Raw genomic sequence first — 19,158 nt, forward strand, 5'->3', positions numbered from 1 at the left:
AGCGACTAAGCTATTTAATAAGTCGTTTTGTCAGAGAGTTATGGAGAGCCCCATGTTTAATAGCATTAGAGTAAAGTTTTCGCTGATGTTTGCCATTATGGCGACCGCCTTGATCGTAATGGCCATCACAGATGCGATGCAGAGCCGCTCGACCCTAAAGCAAATGCAAGAATTTAGTCAGTTATTTAATCCCGCGATTTCGGCCATTCTCAACGCCGACCGAGATCTCTATCAGGCGCAACTCAGTGAAGAAGTTCTGCTTCGACCTGATCTCAGCAGCGACAATCGCAAGAGTGAGATAGACAACTGGCAGGAAAACGTCGACCAAGCACGTGATCGCATGGGGGAGTTTAAAAATTACCTGCAAGAGCACTTAGAAGTCATACAATCCACCAGTGGTTTCGAGGCGCAGTTTTCGCTCTGGTATCAAGCCTCATCAGAAGTCATCAACGCTGTGAAAAATAATGACTTTGAACTGGCGAGACAACTCCATGAAAACAAATCTAAAAAAGAGTTTAAGGCCCTAAGAAATATCTACAACGCCGCGGGGGAAGCCGCCGATAACCGCGTGAAGGAATTGGATTTGCAAGCCTCAGAGCAGGCCACCACGCAAACCCAAATTTCGGTCACAATTGCCACCCTTGTTGCCATTGTTGCCCTAGTGATTGCCTACTTTGGTCCTAAAATTATCGTCAATGCCATCCAAGATATAACTGACAGGATCAAGGATATTGTCGATGGCGATGGCAACTTAACCCAGCGAATCCCCATCACCCGTCAAGATGAAATTGGCGAGCTAGCAAATGCCTTTAACTTGTTCGTTGCCCAGCTACAACAGATGGTTATCGCGATTATCAGCCAGACCAAAGATGTTAGCCAAACCGTTGAAAATCTCGCGACTAAATCAACAACCACTATAGGCATCAGCTACGAGCAGGAACAGTTTGTCGATACCATAGTCACGGCGGTGAATGAAATGAGTGCCGCAGTGCGAGAGGTGGCCAGCAACGCCCTGCATACCGCCACCGAGATCACTAAGGTCAATGACCAAACCATTGAGGGTAAAAATATCCTCACCCAGTCAGTCAACCATATTCAACAATTGTCGGAATCGGTGAAACAAGCCGTGGCGGTTATCGAAAAACTCTCCGTTAATTCCGCTAATATCGCCTCTGTGCTGGATGTGATCCGCTCAATTGCAGAACAAACCAACCTGCTCGCCCTCAACGCCGCCATTGAGGCGGCCCGTGCGGGTGAACAAGGACGGGGTTTTGCGGTAGTTGCCGATGAAGTCCGAACACTGGCGAGTCGCACCGAAACTTCGACCCAAGATATTCAGCGCATGATTGAAGAGTTACAACGGGGCGTTAATGATGCGGTTAAGAGCATTGAATCGGGCGCCAGCCTCACCCAGTCAACCGTCACCTTCGCCAGCCAGACGCAGGATGCCCTAGATCAAATTCTTAACTCCACCTCTAAGGTGAGTGAGATGTCAACTCAGACCGCCACTGCCACCGAAGAACAAACCCATGTGACCGAGGAAATCAATCGCAACTTGACCGAGCTGTCTGACAAAACCCGCTACTGCAATACCGTTATCCAAGAGACTCAAAAAATCGTCGTCAACACCCAAACCATTTGCAGCAATCTGCAAAAAGAAGTGTCACGCTTTAAAGTCGCTTAATGAACGAGTGAGCCTCACCGAGATAAGTCACTAAAAAACGTAAAAAAGAGTGCCTAGGCACTCTTTTTTATGGATTAGAGGATACGTTGATGCTTTACGGATTGCAGCCGAATTTGTCGGCTGTGGCAGCAGTGCCACACAAAACCTACACAGACTAATAGCCCTAAAAAGGTGTGCAGTAAACTTGCGGCTAACTGCGCCAACTCCGAGCTCAAGTAATACAAGCCAACGCCAGTTAACGCTTGGGCTAACAGACTGAGTGACATCATTAATCCACTCCTATGATTAAGTTTTTTACGCCAGCCCGCGCTAATATGGCTATGCCAAAGAGCGCCGAGCAACATGAGCATCTGCCAGCCCAGCAGCACATGCATCACAACTGCGGGTAAACGCAGCTCTCCGCTCAAACTCAAATCCACATCCCACTGCAGCTTAAACTCCATCACCCAAGGCAGCATAAATAAGCCCGTTACTGTGATGGTAAGGATGATCAACCAGAAAAATAAATTTTGATAACTACTTAATTTTTATTTATATCTTTAGAAATTGCTAAGACTCAATCGAGAAGTTTGATCAAGTACTTAAGACTCGAAATTAATTAAATCACCACCCAGTTGCCGAATTTTTTGTGCAGCGGTGGCATCGTCAAGGTAACCCGCCACTTTGGTTAATGCATCGGCGCGCCAGGCAAAGGGCGCGCGCACACTCACAACCCTTTCTTGGTTATCAGTAAACGGCTGCTCATCTAAATTACCCGTAGGTAACAAGAGTGCGGGATAATCATAGCTTAACTGCTGGGAAACCCGCGAACTGGCAAGTGCGGTATTACTGACATTGATCTTTTGACTCAATCCGTTCGGGCCACGGCACAACACATTTAATGAAGCGCTTCCAAACACCTTTAAATCACCGCCAGCATTCACCCAGCCACCGCACACGCCAGCACGTCGCAATTCAGTGACCGCCATATCGACCGCATAGCCTTTAGCAATGCCATCTAAGGTCAAAATCAGTGGGCGAGCCAATCTGGCTTTATCCGCTTGGATTTCAATATCTCGCCAATCCCCTTGCAACAGCAGCGGCATGCCGAGATAGGCGGGCAAGGCGCCGCGGGACATCATCTCGCCACCCACTGTGCAGTTGAAGAGGTTGTCACTGGCTCGGCCAAACCACTTGGCGAGCTTCAACACCCTCAGGCTATCAGGACTTAAGGATATCCACTGCCCTGGCTGGCGATTCAGTAGATTCAGCTCACTATCCTGCTGGTGAAAACTGAGTAAGCGGCCAATATGGGCCACACGCGAAAAAGCCGCTGTAATAGCGGCTTGAAGGGCTGGCTCATCCAATTGAGGATGAGCATTGTGCTCGGCAACGGACTCCGCGGCAATTTCAACTAAGGTACCGAGTAAAGGTTTGGCTGTACGTATCACGATGCGACTGACTGCGACAAAAAGAGTTGATAGATGATAAGCAACCGTTTTACCCCATAGAGTAAATTACGGCAACTTAATGTTGCGCCACTAATATTGCTGACATCCGACTAATGGCTTAAATCTGCACATTTCTGTCTAAAGGCTATACTCACCATGCATTTGTTACAGACCAAGCACAATACAGCATTCATGCTCTTTATCTTTTCAACAAAATGTTATTGATAATAGCTTGATTAATAAGGTCTAAAATAGCTGGCCACCACGATTTAAACCTCTTTTTAACTAACGGATCACAATGGAAGTAAAAACATCTAGACGTCTAGATTGACAGTAAATTGGCAATCCAATATGCTTGGCACCAAGTTGCTAGGATATGATGCCAAAGCGGCACAGATTTTAAGCGAGTTCGACTGCCAAGGATCACGCGGACAACCCGCCGAGTAAAAGAGACATTACATTGAGTCAATCAGCCCAAACCACTGCACCGAGTAGCCCGGCATCCTTTATTGCCCTGTTACCCTTATTCGTTTTTTTAAGTCTGTTTATTGGCGCAGGCGTCTATTTCCAAAGCCAAGGTGTAGACTTTGCCTTCTATCAATTACCGAGTGTGATTGCCATTCTGCCAGCCATTATTCTGGCCTTGGTATTATCAAAACAAAAACTCAATCTAGCGATTGATACCTTTATCGTCTGTATTGGCCACAGCAATATTATTGCTATGTGTTTGATTTATTTGCTGGCTGGCGGTTTTGCGGCGGTAGCGAAAGCCACAGGTGGTGTCGATGCGACCGTTGCCTTAGGTTTATCCCTTATTCCTTCAAACCTATTACTGCCCGGCTTTTTTGTGATTGCCGCCTTTATTGCCACCGCAATGGGTACCTCAATGGGCACCATCGCCGCCGTGGCACCTATCGCCTTAGGCGTTGCCGATCAGGCACAAATTGATTATGCCCTGATGGCGGGCGCCGTGATGTCTGGCGCACTGTTTGGCGATAACCTCTCGATTATTTCGGATACCACTATTGCGGCCACTCGTACTCAAGGCTGTGATATGAAAGATAAATTCCGCGAGAACCTGATTTTTGCGATTCCAGCTTCACTGCTGACCTTTATCGCCTTTGTGATTGCAGGCCAAGGCCAAGCCGATCTAGCCGCTCAGGATATCGACTTTATCAAGGTGATTCCTTACCTGACGATTCTGGTATTAGCGGTCGCAGGGTTAAACGTGTTCGTCGTCTTGACCTTAGGCATTCTGCTGGCGGGCGCCGCGGGATTCCTAACCATGGACTATGGCGTTATCCAATTTGGTAAAGATATCTACGCGGGCTTTAGCAATATGCAGGAAATCTTCATCCTGTCGATGTTAGTCGGTGGTTTAGCCGCGCTGATGCAACAACAAGGTGGTTTAGCCTTTGTAAGCAAGCAGATTGAAAAGCTCATCACCCGTTTCTCAAAAGCTCAAGGCGAAGCCTCATGCCGCGCGGCCGAGTTAGGCATGGCAGGGATTGTAGCCGTCACCAACAGCTGCGTTGCCAACAACACAGTGTCTATCGTTGTGACGGGTGATATTGCTAAAGATCTGGCAGAAAAACACGGTGTTAGCCCTAAGCGCGCGGCCAGTGTACTCGATATTTTTGCCTGTATTATCCAAGGGTTAATTCCCTATGGCGCCCAAGCACTGCTGATCGCTTCAACCTTTAGCATCACACCGCTGGCGGCTGTATCCCACGCTTGGTACTGCATGATCCTAGCGGCTGTCGCGATTGCGATTGTGATTTTCCGTAAGCGCCACTAACCTTATTCGATTATCGATAACACCAAGGGAGCCATTCGCTCCCTTTGTTTTTATCTGCCTAAGGTTCAAATTAGCTCAAGACTTGCCATCAGTTTCGGATTAAGGCAAGTTACAGCGGGTTATTTGCGCGGTATTAACCTTAATTTACGGCATAGTCATTCACCCCAAAATGCATCCATCACAATATGAATCCGCAGCATGAACCCAGTTTTTACGACTTACATCGCCTGATCACTTGGTTGATTGTAGGCGCGGCGCTGCTGAGTGCCACCGGGGTTATTATCGCACTCTACGGCGAATATCAAACAGTGGGTACTCCCGCCCTGTTTATGCGTGCCGATTTTCTCGGTGACTATATCAACTCGCCCCTCGCCTATGTGTTTAACCTCGGATTATTAGCCGCGGGGATTTGTATGTTGATCTCTATGGCTGGGCTCTACTTACTTAAACTCGACAGCTTTAGCCAATATATTGCGCTCACGGGCGCCTGGGTTGGCACCTCGGTGATTTTGATGGGTATTTTTCCGATTAACTTTTTAACCATGCACAGGCTGGTTTCCACTAGCTATCTGTTAAGCACGCTAACCCTGCATGCCTTGGTGATTATCGCGGGAATCGTGCCTAAACTTATCTGCCCAAGACCCTTGTTTTACTTAAGCTTATTAAGCTTTATCAGTGCCGTTAGCCTGAGCTTACAACTCGATTGGAGCCAACTGGATTTCCCGCCCTGCGAGACAGGCAATCACTTCTGTTTTGTTGCCGCCAATATGTGGCTGCAAACGAACCTCAATATTATTTGGTGCTTAAGCCTCGCATTTGCCATGCGCCGTTTATCCAAAATCCTGTATCATCGCGCCCAAGTCCATCACCCGTTTTAGTTTAGTCATTAATGCGTCTCGCCAAATACCTTGCCCAATGCGGCATTAGTTCACGCCGTGAAGCCTGCCGCTTGATTGAGGCCGGACGCATCAGCCTCAATGGCAAGATAGCTAAGCATACCGATACCGTGCATTTCGATGCTGGCGGTCAATGTCTTGATAGCCTCTGCTTAGATGAAAAGCCCATATCGGGCGCCGAAGCGCTCACTTATTGGATCTTCAATAAAGCCGTAGGCACAGATTGCCGTTTGTTAGATGCCGATAAGTCCAGTTTGCTGCATTTACTGCCAACTGCGCCAAGACTCTACCCTGTTGGCAGATTAGATAAGGATTCCCGTGGCTTATTGCTGCTCACCAATGATGGCGAACTCACCCATAAACTGATGCACCCCAGTTTTGCCCACAGTAAAACTTACCATGTGCAACTCGATAGACCCTTCAACGATGCCTTTATCGAACAAATGGCTAGCGGCGTGCAATACAAAGAAGTGCGCACACTCCCCTGCCAAGTGATGCGGTTAAGTGCAGACCGTTTTGAAATTGTGCTCACCCAAGGGCTAAATCGCCAAATTCGGCGCATGTCCAACGCCTTGGGTTATAAGGTGATTGACTTACAACGCGTCGCGTTAATGACATTAACCCTAGAGTCATTAGCCGAAGGAGCGATGCGGCCGCTCAGCCCAGAGGAAGTTACGGCACTTAAAGCCGCTGTGGCAATTTAGTGAAGGACAAGTGGCGAATACACTTAAGCAGTTAACCTCAATTTGAGACAAATGCCTGCGCGAACAATATCTTCCAATGAGCGCCAATAAACGCCGATGAAGATAGAAACGCCTGAGATGACTCAGGCGTTGTTGATGAAACTAAAGTAGCCTTTCAAGCTGATGCGTTGAGCTACTTTTTATCGGAACGAAGCACTAACTCCACTCTGCGATTCAACTTTTGTCCAGCGTCATTCGTATTGCTGGCCACAGGGCTGTATTCCCCATTACCGTGGGCGGTTAATTGGGTCGACGGAATTTGAAACCCATCACTCAACTGCTTAATCACTGCAGCGGCGCGGCGCTCCGACAGGCTTTGATTGTAACTCCGCTCGCCCTTGTCATCGGTATGTCCGACCACATAGAAACTCAACGCAGGGTTCTGCTTAAGATAACTCGCGAGGACCTCGAGTACAGGCTTAGACTCAGGCAACATACGCTCACTGTCATAATCAAACAACAATCCCTCTAACGTCGCCTTGCCTGTTTGGCTAATTGCATCGGTCAAGGCATCGAGGTCGATCGCCACACGGTCATCCTTCAGAGTAGAGAGTTCCATTATCCTGAGCGTAGTATCGGCAGGTGTGCCATCGAAATATCCTTGGGAATAGATATCGAAGTAAACATCGCCCTTGGCGTGACTCAGCTTAAACAGCTGATACTCCTGCCATTCATCTTCTTTATCGTCCTTGATTAATTTGATGGCATTGATCAGGTTATCATCGTCGCCGCAGGCCGTACCTTTACAGTGGAACACCCGCTCAGCCTGCAGCTTTTGTGCTGCTGCGGCATAATTGCTGTTGATTTCAAACAACGAATAGCTTTCAGGCATCTGATAAGTTATTTGGGTAAGCTTGGCGTCCAGCGATTTGGTTTGATAATCTGCGCCCGAGATCCCCACCAATACAGGCACTTGGGTAAAGTTAGTTTGTTTGTAACTTGAAATATAACTGCCGGGCATACGCCCCAGCAAAGGATGGTCTGTCGCGCCTTGAGCATCATCACTACGCCTATCTTTAATCTCAATGTCCTTCGGCGCCTGTTGTAAAAAGTCACTATTCGCTTGGATCAAATCCAGCGGCTCAGGGATAGCGTCGAGGATATCGACCTGTAGATAGGTGTATCTATCCTCGCGATTGACGACGTAGATACTGGTGTAAACCTCACCGCGAGGGCCTTTTAGTTTTGCCGCCACGTAAGCACTGTGATAGTCGGCATTCACACTTTTAAGTGGCTTTAGCTGAGTTTGCATGGCTTGACCATCACCACAAGTGGCGGCCTTGCAGCTAAATAACACTTCAGCATTCAGTTTTTTAAGCTGTGCCAAATAGTTATTGATCACATGCTCGGGACTATACCCCTCTGGCAACTCAACGCTTTGTCGAGTCAATTTCCCCGATACAGGCAACAGAGTGAACTTGTCACCATTCACTGCGGTGATAAGCTCAAAGGGCGTAAAGTGGATGCGCTTTTCTTCAGGCGATTTGGCGTCAGGGAAGGAAGTAAACAGCGACTCAGCATTCACCGCAAAAGTGGCGACACCGCAGGTCGCAGTCAAAAATACAGCACTCAGTAACGTCTTATGTCCCATAAAAAATCCTTTTCTGTAGGGAAAGTTAGCCCTCGCGAACCAACTAAATAGATAAAAAATAGTGACGGGATAATACGATAAAAATATTTATCTAGGTATTAACCCGTATAAAAGTAATACTTTTTATTGAAAAGGAAATACGGAAAATACTGCGATATCCTGCTTTAAATAGCGTGGTAATAACCTCAATCTATACTTGATTCAGCATTGAACAAGGAGGTTTATATGCCGCCAACGGTCACAGTTCATCTTACTAAAAGCTATTGCCCCAAAGCGAGATAAGTTTGTCGTCAGGTGTGTAGGATTAATTGTCATTGTTTCCCCAGTGACACGCCGTGAATATGTCCCTATAGGCTCGACGGCGACATCCATGTCGCCAACGGTCACTGTTGCAACAATGGCAATTTTGACGGCCATTGCACTGTTCATTTGGCAAAAAAGCTAATGCCCCATTCCGTATTTCTATTCGTTAGCTCAATCGATAATTTCAACTCCAGTTGCCATACAAATTCTCATCTAGTTACTTATGTTTGTCCCTACCATTAATCGGCTAATAATGTATGGTTATACAGTCATATTTAAATTTAGGTATTTTTGTATGATTTTAAGACAAGACTTGTGCGCACCAATTCTATCTAAAATAAGTAAACTCTATAAAATCAATTAACTATAGTGACTAACTTTTAGTTAATAGGTTTGGAAAACGCGCATGCGCGTTTTTCCAGATGGTGTATTTGGCAGAAAGCTGATAAGTTCTTTGCATACAGATAGTTAACCGTGCGTGTTTTTACTGATCCAACTAGGTAAATGCGCATGCGCACTAATAAATGTTATGTTCTTTTGCAAAATTTTGCCTATTTCGGAGTAAATAATTATGGATGATAAGTTCTTAATTAATAGTCAAATGGAAGCTTCTTACCTCCTGAAAGGGATTGAATTTGAATCAATAGCAGAGTTTGACCTGTTCTCAGTTAAAGTTTTAAGTAAATATATTAATGATGAAAAACGCATTAAGGCTATTGTAAGTAGTAAGGCATTTGCTTTTGAAGTCATGTTTATTAAATGGGCAAAAGGAACTGTATACGAAGACTTTATAGATTTCTTCTTCAAAAACTTGCGAGTCGCTCTTGAAGATCACAAAGATGAAGTACGGACGTTTTATGCCGAGTTTGATCTGCAAATTCACGAAGCACTTGTTAGTTATCAAGATGCTGCAGCACTGGCTAATACAGCTCACTTAGAAAATAGAAGAACAATTATCAAGTCAGGTTTTTCTTCGTTGGGCGAGATAGTTGAAAGTAGCTTGTACCCACAGCTACAGTTGGTTTATAGAATCCTGACTTGTAGTAAAGAGTCTTCTTTGTATGGAAACAAAACAAACTTGTCAAACGGCAAAGTTGTTTCTGAATTAATTAACTCTTCAGATGATATTGATGCTGTTCTCAAAACATTATTAAGAGGTGTTCCACTAAATCAATGGCGAAATATAAGTAACCATTCATCTTATAAATATAGTAAAAACTCAGATTCTATTTATTGTGAGTACGGAAATAATAACAATAGTTCTATTACTTTAAAATATGAAGACTTTTTTGAGTTATTTAAAGCCATAGATTGCATTCAAATTTTACTCAAAACATGCCTTGAGTTATCTAGTACAGAGCTTGAAGTGAAAAAAGATGTTACCACTAACGATGAATGCTACGAATTAACAATAGAGTCAATTATGTCTCAAATTGGAAATGTCTTTGCGGTTTTAAATTATAATGTTCTAGGTGTAGATAAAATTCTAAATCAATGGAAAATTAGAATAACAGATGTTCGCTCGCTGGGAAAAGTTAAGTTTCAAGAGTTAGGAAATGAATTAATTCCATATTTTGTTTGCATGTATAAAGTACATGGGGTCATGATGGAATTAGAAATTTTCGACACCAAAGGTAGAACATTTCAGAAAATGTCACTTGGTGATTATAGTAAAATCAAGTAAGAAAAGTTTACTGAAAAACGAACATAACAAGCGCTTTAAACGTAACAAAAACAGTTTGTTAGGTTCCGCTTCGCTCCGCATTGTAACCAACAATTTTTGTCCGCTTAAGCGGGCGTTATCTCCATAGATATTTTTATCCCAAATAGACACGTTAGAGTTAAGGCTTTAACTCGAAAATGTCCCAAAGCATGCTGTGTGTTTCTTTAAAACCTGCAAGCTACACCGATGCTAAAAGGGTGAGTCATGGTGATTGGCGAGACGACCGTCCGCCTCAAGGACGAGGCGGTCGAGCATCCACGGATGGACTTGCTGCGTGTCGGTGAGCGAATACCATGGCTCGCCTAGCAATACTGCTTTCAACAATTATCGGCAAGTCATTACATACAAAAAAACGATAAACCACATTGGTTTATCGCTTTTTATTGTCTTGCAATTGCTACCTATTTATCACCTAAATCATGCGACACAAGCATTAGGCAATGATACTTGCCGCACCTGTGCGATGCGGTGATGGATTACTTAACGATTTCCATCTCGGCTAATAGGTTGTCAGCATTATCTAAATACTTCATTACCCACAGCATATAACGGCTATCGACTTGGATTGAGCGGTTGATATTATCGTCGTACGCCCAGTCACCGATGATGCTTTCATACACGCCATCGAACAGTAAACCTACTAGTTCGGCGCGACCATTTAGGGTTGGAGAGCCTGAGTTACCACCCGTTGTGTCTAAGGTCGACAGGAAGTTTACCGGCACAGAATCGATGGCTTTCACATAGAAATCACCGTATTGCTTCTGCTTGATAAGCTCTAACTGCTTTTTCGGCGCATCGAATGGGTCAACGCCAGTGTCTTTTTGCACTATGCCTTCGAGTCGAGTAAAAGGCTTAGCCACTAAACCATCTTTAGGTTCATAACCTTTAACATGGCCAACGGTCACGCGTAGGCTAGAGTTCGCATCGGCGTACACTGGCTTACCTTGCTCACGGTTATAGGCGATGATGGCATCCATATACTGCGGACGCACTTTCATCAACTCGCCATCTAACTCTTTCTCTTTCTTCTCTTCGCTCATGTTGGTGTCATACATGGCCACGGCGAATTGAATAAAAGGATCCTTAGAGGCTTTGAAATCATCAACGGATTTTTCCATCCAAGCTAAACGCACATCTTTGTTGCCCAGCTCGGTTTTGGCGTACATTTTGTCTAAGGTTTTAGCCAGTTTAGCTTCGTTAACCTTTTTATCGATACCAAAGGCTTTATCCATAGCAGGTAAGCGCTGCGCCTCGGGTAACGCGGCATAACGTTTAAGCATATCTAAGAGTACGGCCTTATCGACACTTGGCGCATAACGGCGGTCGATACGTTCCATGCTCGCCTTGAAACGCGTCATATCACGGTCTTGGAAGCCAGGTTCACGTTGCATATCAGGCAGTTGCTTCTCATGGGCCAAACGGTACAGATTGGTCGCCGTTGGCACCATAGTAGTGTTGCCAATGTAGCTTAAAATCATATCCCGTTCTTGATGGGCTTTGCTCTTGGCGATCAGCGCGTCTAATTCGCTTAAGGTTTTACCGTATTTGGCTTCGCGGCTGCTATCTTTGGCAATCCATGCGGCAAGCTCGGCTTCACGGGCCTTGCGGTCGGCTAACATGGTGGATTTACCATAAAACTCAATCATCGAAGTGAAGTTTTTAGCGTAATTCGCTAAGCCAGCGATTTGGCTCTCGTACTTAATGCGCTCGTCGCTGCCTTCTGGCGCGGTTTCTTTAATGATTTCAATAAAACGTTCGCGCAGCATCTTGCCTTCTGGGTAAGCCCATTCGAACTGATTTTGCACTTCGTTCGCGGTGCGGTATCTGTTGGTACGGCCGGGATAACCCGCCACCATCACAAAATCCCCTTCGCTCACACCTTTGGCCGAGACTTTTAAGAAGCTCTTTGGCTCGTACGGCACGTTGTCGGCGCTAAATTCAGCGGGTTTACCGGTTTTAGACACATAGGCGCGGTAGAAGGAAAAGTCGCCCGTGTGGCGCGGCCACATCCAGTTATCCACATCGCCGCCGTATTTACCGACGCTGCCCGCTGGGTTATAGACTAAACGTACGTCGCGGATTTCTAACTGTTTTACCAGATAATATTCTAAGCCACCGTGGAAGCTATACACTTGGCAGCGGTAGCCTTCATCCTTTTCACACTCGGCAACGAGTGCTTTTTCTTGGTTCTCAACGCCTTGATAAAACTCACGGCCCGTTTTGTTTTCAAGCCCAGCATTGATTCGCTCAGTGACATTGGTGACATCTTCGGTGACATAAACGCGAGAACCGGGCGCCGCGGGTAATTCATCGGCAAAGGTCTTGGCTAAGAAACCGTCCTGTAACAGGTTTTTCTCTGGAGTCGAGTTATATTGAATCGAACCATAGGCACAGTGATGGTTTGTCACCACAAGGCCTTTTGGCGAAACAAAAGATGCCGTACAGCCACCTAGGCTAATCACGGCATTCATGGGGAATTCAGTCAGTTTGGAGATCGATTTCGCATCAATCTCTAAGCCTTTTGCTTTGAGTTCGTCGGCCATTGCGGGCAATTGGTGTGGCTGCCACATGCCTTCATCGGCATGGGAGGCAAAACTCGCCGCCACGGCAACTGAGAGTAACCATTTTTTCATTATCTTAAGTCCGTTTTAGGTGAAGAAAGCCGAGCGCTTGCGAGGCCATTTCTTATATTTATTGGGATTACATGCCGCTTTGGTTAACGCTAAAAAAGCAAAAAGTCAGGCACTGGGCCTGACTTTAGCATATCGCACGCACTCAATAACAGAGTTTGAAAAACTCGCTTACAAAGCAAATACATTCATCATCACTTACCTACTTAAGTACGCTAAATGACCTTAGCTTACAGCGCGACAAATAACTGAGCGCCGATAATCACCGCGCCTAGCAGTCCCGCAAGACCGAGAGCAAATGCCCCACCAGACACTTGGTATCCCTGCGGCGCGGCTTGGCGCTGACGCAGTGCCATCACAATCGGCAGGAAGATAATCATCACCACCAGCGGCACGGCTGCAAACCCTAATACGGCAACAAAACCTTCGGGGACATAGAGCGCACATAACAGCGGTGGCACAAAGGTTAATAACCAAGTTTGGGCGCGGCCGAGGAAGGTCTTCTTCGCGCGGGTCAGTTCGGCCACAAAATCATACAGGCTTAAGGTTACCCCGAGGAAAGAGGTGATTAAGGCTAAATCCGCAAACAGCGAAATACATTTGCTGATCCAAGGCGTATGGGCAATCTCTTGTAATGCACTGATAAGCGCAGGTAAAGAGCCATTAAAGCTGCTGATTTCGGTGCCACCAACTGTGCCTAAGGTCACCAATAACCAGAAGATATAACAAGCGAGTGGAATGGTTGAGCCGATTAATAATACCTTGCGCAGCGAAACAGCATCACCATCCAAATAACGTACTAAGGTCGCGATACACACGTGAAAGCCAAAAGAAGTAAACACCACGGGAATCGCCGCCATCCAACTGCTGGTCATGGACTCGGCCACCGCACTGGTTGCCATACTCGAGATACTGACTTCGGGTAATAGAAACAGCACGACAACAATCAGCAATAAAATCATCAGCGAAAACAAGAAGCGCGAAGCTTTATCGACCCAAGCCACGCCTAAGGCCGCAAATCCACCCAGCACTAAGGTAAACAGCACGACCGCGAGTTGGTTATCTAACACTAGGTCGAACATATTTTTGGCTTTAAGTACTAACAGCGATGATCCGCCCGTCAAATAGGCTGCTGTTAAAGCAAAGAGTAAGCTGAGAAAAGAGGCGCCTTGCACCATCTGGCCTTTCTTGCCGAGGAGTTTGCCCGTGATGGCGTGGACGTTATCACCGACGCCTGAGCGCAGGTTAATCTCAAGCATTAACAATGAGGTATAGGCTGACAAGCCCCAAATCACCACCATTAGCAAAATGGCTGGCACCATGCCTAAGGCGGCCGTGGCTAAGGGTAAGGCTAACATTCCCGCGCCAATGGCGGTCCCCGCGACAATGGCTATCGAGCCTAACATTTTTGAATTCACACAATTATCCTGTTCATGTATTAATTATTATTTTTTAAGGTTTTTTGAGTAGATTTGAAGGATAAAGCCTTGCGCACTCTGTGATTAAGCCAACAGCAATCTCAAACGAAAAGCGTCACTAAACTTAAAGCATCCAATCCGATCTCAAAGAGCAGATCAATTGGCCCCAATAGCTTTTGAATATTTCAACCCAGTAGCCATTGAGGCTAACTAAATCGTTTGCAGAAAAGTGACATTAATTTCAACCGTGATTGCCTTAGCAAAGCAGCGACATCGCGCGTAATAGAAGATAGCTAGGGACATTAACAGAGCCTATCCCAGCGGGCAAGCCAGTTATAGACAAAGATGACGCCGCCTTGGCTATCCGATGGGGAAATGTGAGTAAAAGATAAAAAATCGAGGCGGAGCTGTTATCAAAACAATAAACCCTGCAACACCTGTGGCATTGCAGGATTTATCAATTCGCTTATCTGATCCAAGTGGCGGCATAACAAAGTTATGCTTTGGCGTGTTGTAAAGCGCCTGACAACGTCTTCACATCAATGAATTACAGCTCTGTCCACGCCATAGCCCAAGAGCCACCGACACCCGGTTCGAATCCGGTTGCAGTTGGCGACCATTGAATGCAATAACCGCTGTAGGGCCATGGTTTACATTGATAGACTTTGCCGGTTTTAGGTTGCAGCACCTTAGTACCCGCGACATAGTTTTTAATGCCCTCGGGGAAGACAAAATCGGCATCGGGCGCTGTGGCTTGATCTTTTAAGAACAGATCGAAGTTTTGCTGGATAACCTCACCTTGCTTAGGCTCGCCCTTCACCTGTAAGTGATAATGACCAGCCTTTGGTGCAACCACATCCAGTACCAGACTCGCGCTGGTATTATTAACCGCTTGTGTCACATAACCGGCTGCCGTGCCATCGTGGCTAAACAGATAAGCTGATACCTGCATGTCCGTATTAGTGCTCACATCTAAGCTCACCTGAGCGGCACCATCGACAATAGTGTAGTCATCGGCGAGTGACGTTACATCGAGCCGATTGCCCGGCGCAGGCGCAATATCAAAGCTGACTTCCACTCGCTCTAAGCCCGAATTAGGTGCGGCATAGATTTCATTCTTCCCGTAAACGGGCGAGATCACCCCATAGGCATTCTTCTGCCCCGCCTTAAGTTGTGGCTGCTGGGCATTAATGGCGCTGGCTAACAGGAAAGGCCAATTTTGTCTGGTGCCTTGAGTAGTGTCGGCAATGGTTATCTGAGTTTGCTTGGCTGTTTGCTCGCCATTAGCATCAAACACCCGCGTCATCACCTTATCACCCGCCTTAAGATCGAGTGACGGATTGATATCGCCAATATCGGTCCACTCGCCCGGCACTACAACACCTGAACTAAAGTTCACATCGATAGCATTATAGAAACTGTTGGTGGTATCACCGACTTCCCACACGGCCAAAATCACGTGATAACCGGTTCTGTCTTCAGGCACATAACAGTTATGTGTCACTAACTTAGGCGGCTGCACCATGCCACCGTCGACCACACAGAAGGGCGCCAAGTCAAAACTTGCTCGGCTCAGTGCTTGGTTTTGGTCCCAACCTTGGCGAGTTAAATAATAACGCCAATTGCGGGTCACATGGTTGGCGGTGAACTGCCAGCTAAAGGCATTCCAACCCGACTTAATGTCGTGCTTAGACCAGCGGCTTGGGCTCTGTTCATCCAAGGGAGAAAACGCTCCGTTGGCTGCGCTGGCAATTTTACCGTCTGCAGGGCCTAACTCAGGAAAACCTGACGGACCTTCAACACTTTGCGGCTCCCACTGAACGGCGCCGCAGTTTAAATTGCTGCCGGTTTTACAGGCAAACGAACGTGACTCTGGCGCCACCACATAACCGTGGGCCGACGCCGTTTGGCTTATGAGCCCGCTCGTCACGCTTAAGGCCAAGGCTATAAGACTTAAGCGAGTCAGCTGTGATTGTTTGAGTTTAGCGTTTGTGAATGGTGAAAAAGCAGTTAGATGTTCCACTTTAATGTACTCCGTAGGGTGCCTTTCTCGACGAGATTGGCATAGGTATAAAAGTGGTATTTAGGCAAAACAGCATTAAGCAAAGCCGTTTATTTTTCAAAGAATTTAAAGCATTAGCTCAATTCTGAGGCAACCCCGCTATCTTAGTTACAACATCCTTTTACAACCTTAGACCGGAGGCTTTGCGTCCTAATTTTTCAATTAGTTTGCCAAATACGATGGATCTCCATTCAAGTTAACAATATGTAACTTAAATTGAGACAGGGCTAACCTAACAATAAAAGACAACGTTGTCAAAAATTAAAATGTTACAATTCAATGCATTACAAAACGATGAGCGGTATTTTATTGGCACCTGTCATATTATTTGCGCTTAAGCTTAATGACTTTACCCTTGAAACAGGCTTTCACTTGGGTATAATGCCCTCCTCGCTTCGGGGGAGTAGCTAACTGGATTTCGAGCCGTCGATATTCAGGGTGAACATCAACATACTTGGCCGCATGCCATGGTGTTCACAGCAAATCATCGATTTGTCCTGCAAGACCTGAGCACAATAACCGCACCTAGGGGTGGACGGTCTATTGTGCTTATGTCAAAAACCACCCCTAAAAGGATCACACTTGGAAGCGTTACTCGCCTCAACCTTTACGGTTGCCATCGCCGAGATTGGCGATAAAACTCAACTGCTTGCCTTATTGCTCGCTGCAAGATTTAAAAATAAAACCGCGATTATCTTGGGTATTTTACTCTCAACCCTATTTAACCATTTTGCCGCCGCTTGGCTTGGCCAATGGGCGATTAACTGGGTAAGCCCGGATGTAGCACGCTACTTGGTTGCCGCCTCCTTCTTTGCGATTGCGCTATGGGTGTTAATCCCCGATAAAGTAGACGCCGAAGAAAGCCGTTTCTATAAGATGGGGCCTTTTATCGCGACCTTTATTCTGTTCTTTATTGCCGAAATGGGCGACAAAACCCAAATCGCAACAGTAGTGTTGTCGGCCAAATACGATGCATTAGCCATGGTGGTGGCAGGTACCACTTTGGGTATGTTGTTGGCGAACGTCCCAGTGGTGATTGCAGGGCATTTTAGTGCCGAAAAACTACCAATGAAGTGGATCCACAGGGGCTGCGCGATTTTATTCGCCCTGTTAGGTGTCGCAACGCTAGTGCTTTAACCAATTGATTAAATTTAGATAAACAAAAAGGCCAGTGATAACACTGGCCTTTTTCATGGGTTAATTAAGCTTATAACCCGAGTGCAGTTTGGATCCGTTGACCGTAATCCGCATCGGCCTTGTGGAAGTGTGCCAGCATACGTTGCTGTACATCCAAACTTGCCTGACGCAGTGAGCCAGAAATCGTTTCCACTAAGCGCGCTTTCTCTGCTTCGCTTAAGATGCGATACAGATTACCCGCTTGCGTGTAATCATCCTGATTGTAACGGCTGTAACGCGCCGCTTCGCCATCTAAACGCAGTGGTGGCTCGGCAAAATTTGCCGGTTCTACTAAAGCCCCCGCAGTGCTGTTTGGGCCATAGTTGGCCGCGGCATCGCCACCGGTTTGGCTACCGTGGTACGGGCATTGCGTTCCCGCCATGGCCCCCGCACGTTGATGATGATTGGCTTTAGTCGCATGTGGGCAGTTTACTGGTAACTGGTTGTAGTTCGCTCCAATACGGTAACGCTGCGCATCGGCATAGGCGAATAAACGTGCCTGTAACATCTTATCGGGCGATGCGCCTACACCTGGTACTAAGTTGCTCGGTGCTAATGCCACTTGCTCGACTTCAGCAAAGTAGTTTTGCGGTAAACGATTCAGCTCTAACACACCAATCTCAATTAACGGGTAATCGCCATGTGGCCACACCTTAGTTAAATCGAATGGGTTGATATGGTAAGTGTTAGCGTCGCTCTCAGGCATAACCTGTACGTTCACAGTCCAGCGTGGGAAGTTACCGTCGGTCACTGCCACCACCATATCGCGCTGGGATGAGTCAGGGTCGATACCCTTTAACTTATCGGCTTGCTCGTTCGTTAAGTTCACCACGCCTTGCTGCGATTTGAAGTGGAACTTCACCCAGAAACGCTCACCTTTAGCATTCCAGAACGAGAAAGTATGCGAACCATAACCATGCATTTGGCGGTAGTTTGCCGGAATACCACGGTCAGACATCAGAATCGTCACTTGGTGCATGGCTTCAGGGTTTAATGACCAGAAGTCCCACATGGCTTGTGGATCTTTCAAATTCGTCAATGGGTTACGCTTTTGGGTATGGATAAAGTCTGGAAACTTAATCCCATCACGCAGGAAGAAGGTCGGCGTGTTGTTACCCACGATGTCGTGATTACCGCGAACGGTATAAAAGCGCAGACCAAAACCACGGGGGTCGCGCTCGGCATCGGCAGAGCCCATTTCACCACCTACGGTAGAGAAGCGCACGAAGGTTTCAGTTTGCTTACCAACACCATTAAAATGGTCAGCAATGGTGTATTCGCTTAAGTCTTTGGTAAGGGTGAAAGTACCGTATACGCCAGTGCCTTTGGCATGCACAACACGCTCAGGAATACGCTCACGGTTAAAGTGGGCAAGCTTTTCAATTAAATGCCAATCTTGCAGTAGTAAAGGGCCACGCTCGCCCGCTGACAATGAGTTTTGATCGTCAGCAATTGGAGAACCGCTTTGGCTTGTTAAATACTGTTGACTCATACCTTGCTCCTCATTCTTGATTGGTGTTAACCCAAGATTCAATTAAATCGTAAATGGTGGCCATGGCTTATCTCCTTGGCGGGGCGACGTTTTGTCGATGGAGTTAGAATAGACAAAGATACACATTCAATAAAACGATTAACATAGATTCAAACAATCTACATTTCAGATTAACGAAGAGTGTTTAGATCATTCAGGGAGTAAAGTTAACT

General features: G+C 46.4%; 13 protein-coding genes and 1 riboswitch. Of the genes, 6 read left to right on the forward strand and 7 right to left on the reverse strand.

The window, feature by feature from the left end; genetic code table 11:
• The first annotated feature begins 52 nt into the window (after positions 1 to 52).
• Positions 53 to 1,684 (forward strand): methyl-accepting chemotaxis protein, encoded by a 1,632-nt coding sequence (locus tag ACK5NH_RS05715; protein ID WP_416918212.1) that lies wholly within the window; start codon positions 53 to 55, stop codon positions 1,682 to 1,684.
• Positions 1,685 to 1,758: 74 nt separating this feature from the next.
• Here ACK5NH_RS05715 and ACK5NH_RS05720 read toward each other — a convergent pair whose 3' ends face one another.
• Both ACK5NH_RS05720 and ACK5NH_RS05725 read right to left on the reverse strand, forming a co-directional pair.
• The gene (locus ACK5NH_RS05720) at positions 1,759 to 2,142 is read right to left on the reverse strand and encodes a hypothetical protein (protein WP_416918214.1); all 384 of its coding nucleotides are present in this window, start codon (positions 2,140 to 2,142) and stop codon (positions 1,759 to 1,761) included.
• A 123-nt stretch (positions 2,143 to 2,265) separates the two neighbouring features.
• A complete protein-coding gene (locus ACK5NH_RS05725; RefSeq protein ID WP_416918216.1) occupies positions 2,266 to 3,114 on the reverse strand; it encodes an FAD:protein FMN transferase in 849 nt (282 codons plus the stop codon).
• Between the two features lie 460 nt (positions 3,115 to 3,574).
• Between ACK5NH_RS05725 and ACK5NH_RS05730 the strand changes: the two genes are divergently transcribed.
• The 3 genes from ACK5NH_RS05730 (at position 3,575) to ACK5NH_RS05740 (ending at position 6,512) form a co-directional block, all read left to right on the forward strand.
• Positions 3,575 to 4,912: a Na+/H+ antiporter NhaC family protein gene (locus ACK5NH_RS05730; protein WP_416918218.1), complete on the forward strand. Its 1,338-nt coding sequence runs from the start codon at positions 3,575 to 3,577 to the stop codon at positions 4,910 to 4,912.
• A gap of 185 nt (positions 4,913 to 5,097) precedes the next feature.
• Positions 5,098 to 5,790, forward strand: a complete 693-nt coding sequence (locus ACK5NH_RS05735; RefSeq protein ID WP_416918220.1) for a hypothetical protein — start codon at positions 5,098 to 5,100, stop codon at positions 5,788 to 5,790.
• A gap of 11 nt (positions 5,791 to 5,801) precedes the next feature.
• Positions 5,802 to 6,512 carry a 23S rRNA pseudouridine(2604) synthase RluF gene (locus ACK5NH_RS05740; RefSeq protein WP_416918222.1) on the forward strand — a complete coding sequence of 237 codons (711 nt, stop codon included), beginning with the start codon at positions 5,802 to 5,804 and terminating at the stop codon, positions 6,510 to 6,512.
• A 172-nt stretch (positions 6,513 to 6,684) separates the two neighbouring features.
• Here ACK5NH_RS05740 and ACK5NH_RS05745 read toward each other — a convergent pair whose 3' ends face one another.
• Positions 6,685 to 8,142, reverse strand: a complete 1,458-nt coding sequence (locus tag ACK5NH_RS05745) for a DUF4892 domain-containing protein (RefSeq protein WP_416918224.1) — start codon at positions 8,140 to 8,142, stop codon at positions 6,685 to 6,687.
• An 874-nt stretch (positions 8,143 to 9,016) separates the two neighbouring features.
• Between ACK5NH_RS05745 and ACK5NH_RS05750 the strand changes: the two genes are divergently transcribed.
• Complete coding sequence (locus ACK5NH_RS05750) at positions 9,017 to 10,129, forward strand: hypothetical protein (RefSeq protein WP_416918226.1); 1,113 nt, start codon at positions 9,017 to 9,019, stop codon at positions 10,127 to 10,129.
• A gap of 515 nt (positions 10,130 to 10,644) precedes the next feature.
• Here ACK5NH_RS05750 and ACK5NH_RS05755 read toward each other — a convergent pair.
• The 3 genes from ACK5NH_RS05755 to gbpA all read right to left on the reverse strand — a co-directional run bounded on the left by ACK5NH_RS05755 (position 10,645) and on the right by gbpA (position 16,239).
• Positions 10,645 to 12,801 (reverse strand): S46 family peptidase, encoded by a 2,157-nt coding sequence (locus tag ACK5NH_RS05755; RefSeq protein WP_416918229.1) that lies wholly within the window; start codon positions 12,799 to 12,801, stop codon positions 10,645 to 10,647.
• Between the two features lie 227 nt (positions 12,802 to 13,028).
• Entirely contained in the window at positions 13,029 to 14,204 is a 1,176-nt protein-coding gene (locus tag ACK5NH_RS05760; RefSeq protein ID WP_416918398.1) for an aromatic amino acid transport family protein, read from the reverse strand.
• A 559-nt stretch (positions 14,205 to 14,763) separates the two neighbouring features.
• Entirely contained in the window at positions 14,764 to 16,239 is a 1,476-nt protein-coding gene (gene gbpA, locus ACK5NH_RS05765) for an N-acetylglucosamine-binding protein GbpA (RefSeq protein WP_416918231.1), read from the reverse strand.
• A 125-nt stretch (positions 16,240 to 16,364) separates the two neighbouring features.
• Positions 16,365 to 16,460: riboswitch (cyclic di-GMP riboswitch) on the reverse strand.
• A 400-nt stretch (positions 16,461 to 16,860) separates the two neighbouring features.
• On the opposite strand from gbpA, the gene ACK5NH_RS05770 reads away from it, so the two are divergent.
• On the forward strand, positions 16,861 to 17,415 hold the full coding sequence (locus tag ACK5NH_RS05770) for a TMEM165/GDT1 family protein (RefSeq protein ID WP_416918233.1): 555 nt from the start codon (positions 16,861 to 16,863) through the stop codon (positions 17,413 to 17,415).
• Positions 17,416 to 17,485: 70 nt separating this feature from the next.
• Here the strand turns inward: ACK5NH_RS05770 and katB are convergent, their stop codons facing one another.
• Positions 17,486 to 18,946, reverse strand: a complete 1,461-nt coding sequence (katB, locus tag ACK5NH_RS05775) for a catalase KatB (RefSeq protein WP_416918235.1) — start codon at positions 18,944 to 18,946, stop codon at positions 17,486 to 17,488.
• Positions 18,947 to 19,158: the final 212 nt, after the last annotated feature.

This window comes from Shewanella sp. (assembly GCF_047975355.1).
Lineage (GTDB): Bacteria > Pseudomonadota > Gammaproteobacteria > Enterobacterales > Shewanellaceae > Shewanella.